Source organism: Rouxiella silvae (assembly GCF_002093625.1).
In the GTDB taxonomy this organism is placed as follows: domain Bacteria; phylum Pseudomonadota; class Gammaproteobacteria; order Enterobacterales; family Enterobacteriaceae; genus Rouxiella; species Rouxiella silvae.
In genome coordinates this window covers 24,272-31,711 of record NZ_MRWD01000062.1, presented here as the reverse complement: position 1 = coordinate 31,711, position 7,440 = coordinate 24,272, and the positions used below count along the sequence as shown (strand labels likewise).

The 7,440-nt window shown below is 51.2% G+C and carries 7 protein-coding genes; 5 read left to right on the top strand and 2 right to left on the bottom strand.

Going from position 1 to position 7,440, the window contains the following annotated elements:
- Positions 1 to 134 precede the first annotated feature (134 nt).
- The gene (locus tag BS639_RS20625) at positions 135 to 467 is read left to right on the top strand and encodes a hypothetical protein (protein ID WP_139804160.1); all 333 of its coding nucleotides are present in this window, start codon (positions 135 to 137) and stop codon (positions 465 to 467) included.
- Between the two features lie 300 nt (positions 468 to 767).
- Complete coding sequence (locus tag BS639_RS20620) at positions 768 to 1,172, top strand: helix-turn-helix domain-containing protein (protein WP_055782811.1); 405 nt, start codon at positions 768 to 770, stop codon at positions 1,170 to 1,172.
- Between the two features lie 47 nt (positions 1,173 to 1,219).
- Here the strand turns inward: BS639_RS20620 and BS639_RS20615 are convergent, their stop codons facing one another.
- Together BS639_RS20615 and BS639_RS20610 are read right to left on the bottom strand one after the other, a co-directional pair.
- Positions 1,220 to 1,525, bottom strand: coding sequence for a putative quinol monooxygenase (locus BS639_RS20615; RefSeq protein WP_055782814.1), 306 nt, complete (start codon positions 1,523 to 1,525; stop codon positions 1,220 to 1,222).
- Positions 1,526 to 1,655: 130 nt separating this feature from the next.
- A complete protein-coding gene (locus BS639_RS20610) occupies positions 1,656 to 2,255 on the bottom strand; it encodes an NAD(P)H-dependent oxidoreductase (RefSeq protein ID WP_055782818.1) in 600 nt (199 codons plus the stop codon).
- Between the two features lie 315 nt (positions 2,256 to 2,570).
- Between BS639_RS20610 and parC the strand changes: the two genes are divergently transcribed.
- The 3 genes from parC to ftsP all read left to right on the top strand — a co-directional run bounded on the left by parC (position 2,571) and on the right by ftsP (position 7,410).
- Positions 2,571 to 4,844 (top strand): DNA topoisomerase IV subunit A, encoded by a 2,274-nt coding sequence (gene parC, locus BS639_RS20600; RefSeq protein WP_055782824.1) that lies wholly within the window; start codon positions 2,571 to 2,573, stop codon positions 4,842 to 4,844.
- A 284-nt stretch (positions 4,845 to 5,128) separates the two neighbouring features.
- Positions 5,129 to 5,869, top strand: coding sequence for a 1-acylglycerol-3-phosphate O-acyltransferase (locus tag BS639_RS20595; protein WP_084984186.1), 741 nt, complete (start codon positions 5,129 to 5,131; stop codon positions 5,867 to 5,869).
- A 119-nt stretch (positions 5,870 to 5,988) separates the two neighbouring features.
- On the top strand, positions 5,989 to 7,410 hold the full coding sequence (ftsP, locus tag BS639_RS20590; RefSeq protein ID WP_055782830.1) for a cell division protein FtsP: 1,422 nt from the start codon (positions 5,989 to 5,991) through the stop codon (positions 7,408 to 7,410).
- The last annotated feature ends 30 nt before the right edge of the window (positions 7,411 to 7,440 follow it).

The following is a 7,440-nucleotide window of genomic DNA, read 5'->3' as shown; positions in this document are numbered from 1 at the left end:
GATCTCAAGTCGGTTTATGTGTTATTTATAATAGAAGCAGTAGAATTTTATAAAAATACTCCGCAGGCTTTATCCTAACCTTTGAGTCAGGATTTTTTCTATCCTACTACACCAGTACACCATGGGAATTGTTTATGAATATTGAACGTAAAATAGCGTTAGGCGCTTGCCCCTTTTGTCACAGTCCTTTAACTAAAAGCCCTGCCAATTGTTTTCACTGTGGCGCGGAAATGATGGAAAAATATATAAATACCAAGCAGAGGAAACAAATGTTAGCAATCAGAATATTGCTCATTAGTGCTAGCTTGGTGATTTTCTTTCTTCTCTTTCAAAGTATGCGCGACGGCGGGGTAATCATCATTCCCGGTCTATTATGCCTGCTTGCTTCTTGGGTAGGACCCTTGCTGTTCTTTAAAATTAAAAATAGAAAAAATAACATTTGGAAGAAAAAGCCTATTCCTTGGTAAGTGACGATTAATCAGAAAAGCTTATGTTTTGTCGTAATCTCTTGTAAAGAGTGACATACCGGCCGGACTTCTCGAGAAGTGCATGTAATAATAATTGTCCTGTCGGAATATTCTGATTTCTCCGCAGGCGCAGGATTTTTAGGGAAGTTGAATCAAAAAAATTGAATTCGACAGCGTGTATCCTGATTTCTGTTTTGCTAGCGTAGGCGAGGAAGTGCCGGGCGTATGGCTGACTCGCGCTATAAATATTATTTTATAGCCCTTTAATAACCTGTCTGAATGAGATGGTATTTGAACGCTATGAACAACAGTGAGGAAATAGGTAAAAGACTCATCTTTAGACGCACGGCGCTGGGATGGTCGCAGGTTTGCCTTTCTCAAAAATCTGGGGTCTCGTTGGTTCAGGTTTCACGCTACGAGTTAGGCAAGGTGAAACCGACTCCCGTTGTTTTGACCAAGTTGGCTCAGGCTCTTTCGGTCTCATTTACTTGGCTGGCATATGGTCGAGATGATGAAGCACCCGCGGACGGCGATATGCCACCCGGCAGGCTGAGGGTATCGACAGACTTATCCAACTATATTATTACTCAGGCGAATATAGCCGGCGTTGAGCCTGACGAGATGACGTCGAGATTGATAAAGATAGGCATCGCCATTTATGAATTGGAGATAAAGTCGGACAATAAAAAACCGGAGCCGCGTTAACGACCCCGGTATGTTCAGTCTTCTTACCGCGCATTTGCCCAGTAAAATCAGGCTTTTTCGATAATGTTAATTCTTACATCCACCACATCGCTTTTAATGTTTTCACGGTGTGCGTGCATATGTGCCGCCTGCTGATGATCTTCCAGATGTGCCAAGCTTTCCCAATCCTCCAGCATGAAAATAGAATCAGGCGCGCTCTGACGCCAAGGTATCTGGCCTTTGACGTCGAGAAAAGGCGCATACCGATGACAGCCTTTTTCTTCCAGAACGCTGGGCAGAAGCTGAGTGATTTTTTCTAGCACCGCATCGCGACGGCCCGGCTTGATGATGATTTCAGCAATTACGGTTATCATAAAAACCTCGGTTTCCCTTTAATGAGTGAGCCCTAAACATGACTGACTCACGCGAATGGTGAACCCTGAGTGTGGCAATAAACACTGCCTTTGCCAAACCCGCTTAAGATTTACAGAATTAACTGAATGCTTATTCTGCGGCTTCGGCCTGACCAAATACGTGGTCAAGGTGCGCGCGATAGTGGGCAAAATAGCCTTCGATATCGGGATCTTTGATAACGTCGTTACACATGAAGGTTGGCAGCGTATCCATGCCCAGGAACTGGTTGGCTTTATGGAACGGCAGATAAACTCCGTCAACGCCCACGCCATGGAAGAATTGATCTTTATCTTCGAAGGCTTCCAGTGGTGCATTCCAGGTGACCGAAAGCATATACGCTGTGCCTTGAATCAGGCCGCCTGAACCGTATTTTTTTGACGCGTCAGAACGTGAACGACCATCACTTTGGTACAAACGACCGTGGCCTTCGGTGAACACTTCATCAATGTATTTTTTCAACGTCCACGGCGCGCCCATCCACCAACCCGGCATCTGATAAATGATGGCATCGGCCCACAGATAGCTCTGTATTTCGGCTTCAATATCATAACCCTGTTCAATATTGGTGACGCGCACGCTGTGTCCCGCATCGCGCAGGAACGTGTCGCCAACTTCTGTCAGGCTGATGTTAAGTGCGCCTTTTGAGTGGGCGAATGTTTTTCCTGCGTTGATAATCAGTATGTTGCTCATGGCAATGACCTCGTTATTAAACTGTTGAACAGAGTTTACAAGAGATCGTTGAGGTGAAAAATGTGCGCTAGAGCACAATACTGTTGCTTGAAACGCAATAATCAGGCGGAGTTATCGACTTTTTACGTGTTTTTTGAGCATAACATGCGCGCCCAAAACACAGCAACTGTGACAGCAATACGCCATATGATGTACTATCGCGAACATCATCGCCTTGTGCGGCAGCGCCTGCGCGTGTCTGCAAGCGGGCCTCCTTATTTTCCAGAACGTTTATTTTCCAGCACGACAGTGCCATGGGGCTGAGGATAAAAATTAATGAGCGAAGTGACTCATGACGGTACAGAGCGTTTAGCGCTGCACACGTTTACCGAGAATGCCTATCTGAATTACTCCATGTACGTAATCATGGACAGGGCCCTCCCTTATATTGGCGACGGCCTTAAGCCGGTTCAGCGCCGCATTATTTATGCTATGTCTGAGCTTGGCCTCAGCAATAACGCTAAATTCAAAAAATCAGCGCGCACCGTGGGTGACGTGTTGGGTAAATACCATCCGCATGGCGACAGTGCCTGTTATGAAGCCATGGTATTGATGGCGCAGCCTTTCTCCTATCGTTATCCGCTGGTTGACGGGCAGGGGAACTGGGGTGCACCGGATGACCCGAAATCCTTCGCCGCCATGCGTTACACTGAATCGCGCCTGTCGAAATATGCCGAAGTGCTGCTGCGTGAGCTGGGTCAGGGAACCTCTGACTGGGTGCCAAATTTCGACGGCACTATGCAGGAGCCGAAAATGCTGCCTGCGCGCTTGCCCAATATTTTGCTTAACGGCACCACCGGTATTGCCGTGGGTATGGCGACAGATATTCCACCGCACAACCTGCGTGAAGTCGCTAATGCCGCTGTGGCACTGCTTGAAAAGCCGGGCAGTACGCTGGAAGATTTGCTGGAGTTCGTACAGGGTCCAGACTTCCCGACCGAAGCTGAAATCATTACCCCGCGCAATGAAATTCGCAAAATCTATGAGTCGGGCAAAGGCTCGGTTCGTATGCGTGCGCTGTGGAAAAAAGAAGACGGTGATGCCGTTATTACTGCGCTGCCGCATCAGGTTTCGGGCGCAAAAGTTCTGGAGCAGATTGCCAACCAGATGCGGGCCAAGAAGCTGCCGATGGTTGAAGACCTGCGTGACGAATCCGATCACGAGAATCCAACGCGCCTGGTTATTGTGCCGCGATCGAACCGTGTCGATCTCGATCAGGTGATGAATCACCTGTTTGCGACCACCGATCTTGAGCGCAGCTACCGCATTAATATGAATATGATCGGTCTGGACAACCGCCCGCAGGTGAAAGGGCTGGTGGAGATCCTGAACGAGTGGCTGTCATATCGTCGCGATACCGTTCGTCGTCGACTGAATTTCCGCCTCGATAAGGTTCTGAAACGTCTGCATATTTTAGAAGGTTTACTGACCGCCTTCCTGAATATTGATGAAGTGATCCACATTATCCGTTCTGAGGATGAACCCAAACCCGTGCTGATGGCGCGTTTTGCCCTGAGTGAAACGCAGGCCGAGGCGATCCTCGAGCTGAAATTGCGCCACTTGGCCAAACTCGAAGAGATGAAGATCCGCGGTGAGCAGGACGAACTGGCGAAAGAGCGCGATCAACTGCAGGCGCTGCTGGCCTCTGAGCGTAAGCTGAGTACTTTGATCCGTAAAGAGATCCAGGCCGATGCCGAAGCCTATGGCGACGATCGCCGTTCGCCAATCATTGAACGTGGTGAAGCGAAGGCGATGAGCGAAAGCGACTTTGTTCCGTCTGAACCCGTGACAGTAGTGTTGTCGGAAATGGGCTGGGTGCGCAGTGCTAAAGGCCATGACATCGACCCAACTGGCCTGAGCTATAAGGCCGGAGACAGTTTCCGCAGCGCCGCCAAGGGTAAAAGTAATCAGCCGGTGGTATTTATCGACTCCACCGGTCGCAGCTATGCGCTAGACACCAATACGCTGCCGTCGGCGCGCGGACAGGGCGAGCCATTAACCGGTAAGTTGACGCCGCCGCCTGGCGCCACCATTTCGCAGGTGCTGATGGCCGCCGATGACCAGAAATTGCTGATGGCCTCAGATGCTGGCTACGGTTTCGTTTGCACCTTTAGCGACTTGGTCGCGCGAAATCGCGCGGGTAAGGCTATGATTACGCTGCCTGAAAATGCCAAGGCGTTACCGCCTATCGAGCTGGTAGGTGAAGACGACATGCTGCTTTCTGTCACCAGCGCGGGCCGTATGTTGCTGTTCCCAGTGGCTGACCTGCCGCAGCTGTCCAAGGGTAAGGGCAACAAGATTGTGTCTATTGCCTCGGCCGACGCCGCCGCGGGTAAGGACAATCTCGCCTGGCTGCTGGTATTGGCCCCGCAAACTTCGGTCACGCTGCACGTGGGTAAACGTAAGCTGACGCTGCGCCCAGAAGACTTGCAGAAGTTCCGCGCCGAGCGAGGCCGCAAAGGTACGCTGCTGCCGCGTGGGCTACAAAGGATTGACCGAGTTGAGGTTGACGCCCCGGCTCGTCCTTCCACCGGAGAAAGCGAAGAGTAAATTTGTGGTTTGACGACATGTTAAGGGCACTTCAGTGCCCTTAACTGTGCAGAGTCACAAGGGCGAAACGTTGATTGTTAACTTGCGTAGCGCACTGATAATCTTTATTCCTGAGCACAATTAATCCACGTTTGTAACAAACGCTATTATCTGGATTAATAAAAACCCTCTTAGGGTGAAGAATAACTATTGTATAGAGCTTGCTGAGGCCCGAGAATAGCCCAGCGGCAAAGGAACCGCAGGGTCAATTTTATTGACTTCGGTTGTATGCTTAAGAGGGTGTTATGTTACTTATTTTTCGCTTTATTTATGTCGTGGTTTTCTCAATTCTGGTGTGTATTTTCGGCTCGATTTATTGCCTTTTCAGCCCAAGAAACCCAAAACATGTAGCGACTTTCGGCCATCTTTTTGGCGGACTGGCACCGATATTTGGCCTAAAGGTTGAGAAACGCATCCCTGCCGAAGCGGCGCATTACGGAAACTGCATCTATATTGCCAATCACCAGAACAATTACGACATGGTGACTGCGGCCAACGTTGTTCAGCCAAGAACGGTCACGGTCGGCAAAAAAAGCCTGCTCTGGATCCCCTTCTTTGGCCCGCTTTACTGGGTAACGGGTAACCTGCTGATTGACAGGGACAATCGTGCCAAGGCGCATGGCACCATCTCGCAGGTTGTCGAGCAGATGAAAAAGAAAGACGTGTCGATCTGGATGTTCCCGGAAGGCACCCGCAGCCGCGGTCGTGGCCTGATGCCGTTTAAAACCGGAGCGTTCCACGCTGCGATTGCCGCAGGCGTGCCCATCGTGCCTATTTGTGTGTCTAACACCAGCAACAAAATCAAACTGAATCGCTGGAACAACGGCCAGGTGATCATTGAAATGCTGCCACCCATCGACACCACACAGTACGGTAAAGAGCGCATGCGCGAATTAGTTGAGCATTGCCATCATATTATGGGCGTTAAAATTGCCGAGCTAGATGCCGAAGTGGCCATCCGTGAAGCTGAATTAAAGAAAAGATAAATAGTTTCTTAATCACTCCGCCTGGCGATGTCGTGCGGGGTGATTGCTATTAGTGCTCGCCGCCATTGAAGGTCAGCGGGCTTATACCGCAGCGTAGATTTTGTTCTCATGGAGAAGATATGTCCCTCAGTCGTCGCAATTTTTTACAGGCATCTGGATTGGCGCTGGCCGCTGGATCTCTGCCGCTGAGGGCACATGCAGGTGATGCGCAGCCGGCGTTACCCATTCCTCCGCTGATTGAATCCCGCCGTGGGCAGCCTCTTTTTCTGACATTGCAGCAGGCGCACTGGTCTTTTCTTGGCGGCAGCAAAGCGCCGGTATGGGGCTTCAACGGCATGTATCTTGGGCCGACGGTGCGGGTTCACAGTGGCGATGACGTCAAGCTTATCTACAGTAACCGCCTGCCGTCGCCGGCTTCAATGACCATCAGCGGTTTACAGGTGCCGGGTACCTTGACCGGTGGCGCGGCGCGAATGATGTCTCCGGGCAGCGACTGGTCACCCGTGCTGCCAATTCGTCAACCTGCCGCAACCTGCTGGTATCATGCCAACACGCCATCGCATATGGCACCGCAGGTCTATAACGGTCTGGCCGGAATGTGGCTGGTGGAAGATGAAGTCAGTAAAAGTCTGCCTCTGCCCAATCACTACGGCGTAGATGATTTTCCAATTATCATTCAGGACAAACGCCTCGACAACTTCGGCGTGCCACAGTACGACACACCGGCTAGCGGAGGATTCTTCGGCGACACCCTGCTGGTTAACGGCGTGCAAAGTCCGTTTGTGCAGGTTTCACGCGGATGGGTGCGGTTACGCCTGCTTAACGCCTCCAACGCCCGCCGTTATGAATTGACCATGAGCGATAATCGCCCGTTCCACGTAGTGGCTTCCGACCTCGGTTTCTTACCCGCTCCGGTGAGCGTTTCTCGCCTGTCGTTGGCGCCGGGTGAACGCCGTGAAGTGCTGATAGATATGACGCAGGGCGACGAGGTTTCGATTTCTGCCGGTGAAGCGGCGGGTATCATGGACCGGCTGCGTGGGCTATTTCAGCCATCAAGCATTCTGGTTTCTACTCTGGTTCTGACGCTAAGACCTACCGGACTATTGCCGCTGGTGACCGATAACCTGCCCATGCGCCTGCTTGCCGATCAGCTTATCACCGGCAACGTGGTGCGCAGCCGTGAGTTCCGCCTGGGAGACAGCCAGCCGGGGATCAACGGTGCAGTATTTGATGCGTCAAGAACCGACGTGCAGGCGATGCAGGGAACCTGGGAGCGCTGGACCATTCACGCCGATCTGCCGCAGCCGTTCCACGTGCAGGGGGTGAATTTCTTGGTTAAATCGGTGAACGGTGCTGCACCTCTGATTGAGGATGCCGGTTTTAAAGATACGGTGTGGGTCGATGGTGAGGTTGACTTGCTGGTGTATTTCAATCAGCCGTCCTACGAGCACTTCCCCTTCTTCTATTACAGCCAGACGCTCGAGCTTGCCGATCGCGGAACGATGGGGCAAATGGTGGTACAACCTTCTTCAAACTTTTAGCAACCCTACCCGGTATTTTCAACGGGGAAG

Excerpts from the sequence above, each read along its gene's own strand:
- BS639_RS20625 (WP_139804160.1), top strand. The coding sequence starts at position 135 with ATGAATATTGAACGTAAAATAGCGTTAGGCGCTTGCCCCTTTTGTCAC.
- BS639_RS20620 (WP_055782811.1), top strand. The coding sequence starts at position 768 with ATGAACAACAGTGAGGAAATAGGTAAAAGACTCATCTTTAGACGCACG.
- BS639_RS20615 (WP_055782814.1), bottom strand. The coding sequence starts at position 1,525 with ATGATAACCGTAATTGCTGAAATCATCATCAAGCCGGGCCGTCGCGAT.
- BS639_RS20610 (WP_055782818.1), bottom strand. The coding sequence starts at position 2,255 with ATGAGCAACATACTGATTATCAACGCAGGAAAAACATTCGCCCACTCA.
- parC (WP_055782824.1), top strand. The coding sequence starts at position 2,571 with ATGAGCGAAGTGACTCATGACGGTACAGAGCGTTTAGCGCTGCACACG.
- BS639_RS20595 (WP_084984186.1), top strand. The coding sequence starts at position 5,129 with ATGTTACTTATTTTTCGCTTTATTTATGTCGTGGTTTTCTCAATTCTG.
- ftsP (WP_055782830.1), top strand. The coding sequence starts at position 5,989 with ATGTCCCTCAGTCGTCGCAATTTTTTACAGGCATCTGGATTGGCGCTG.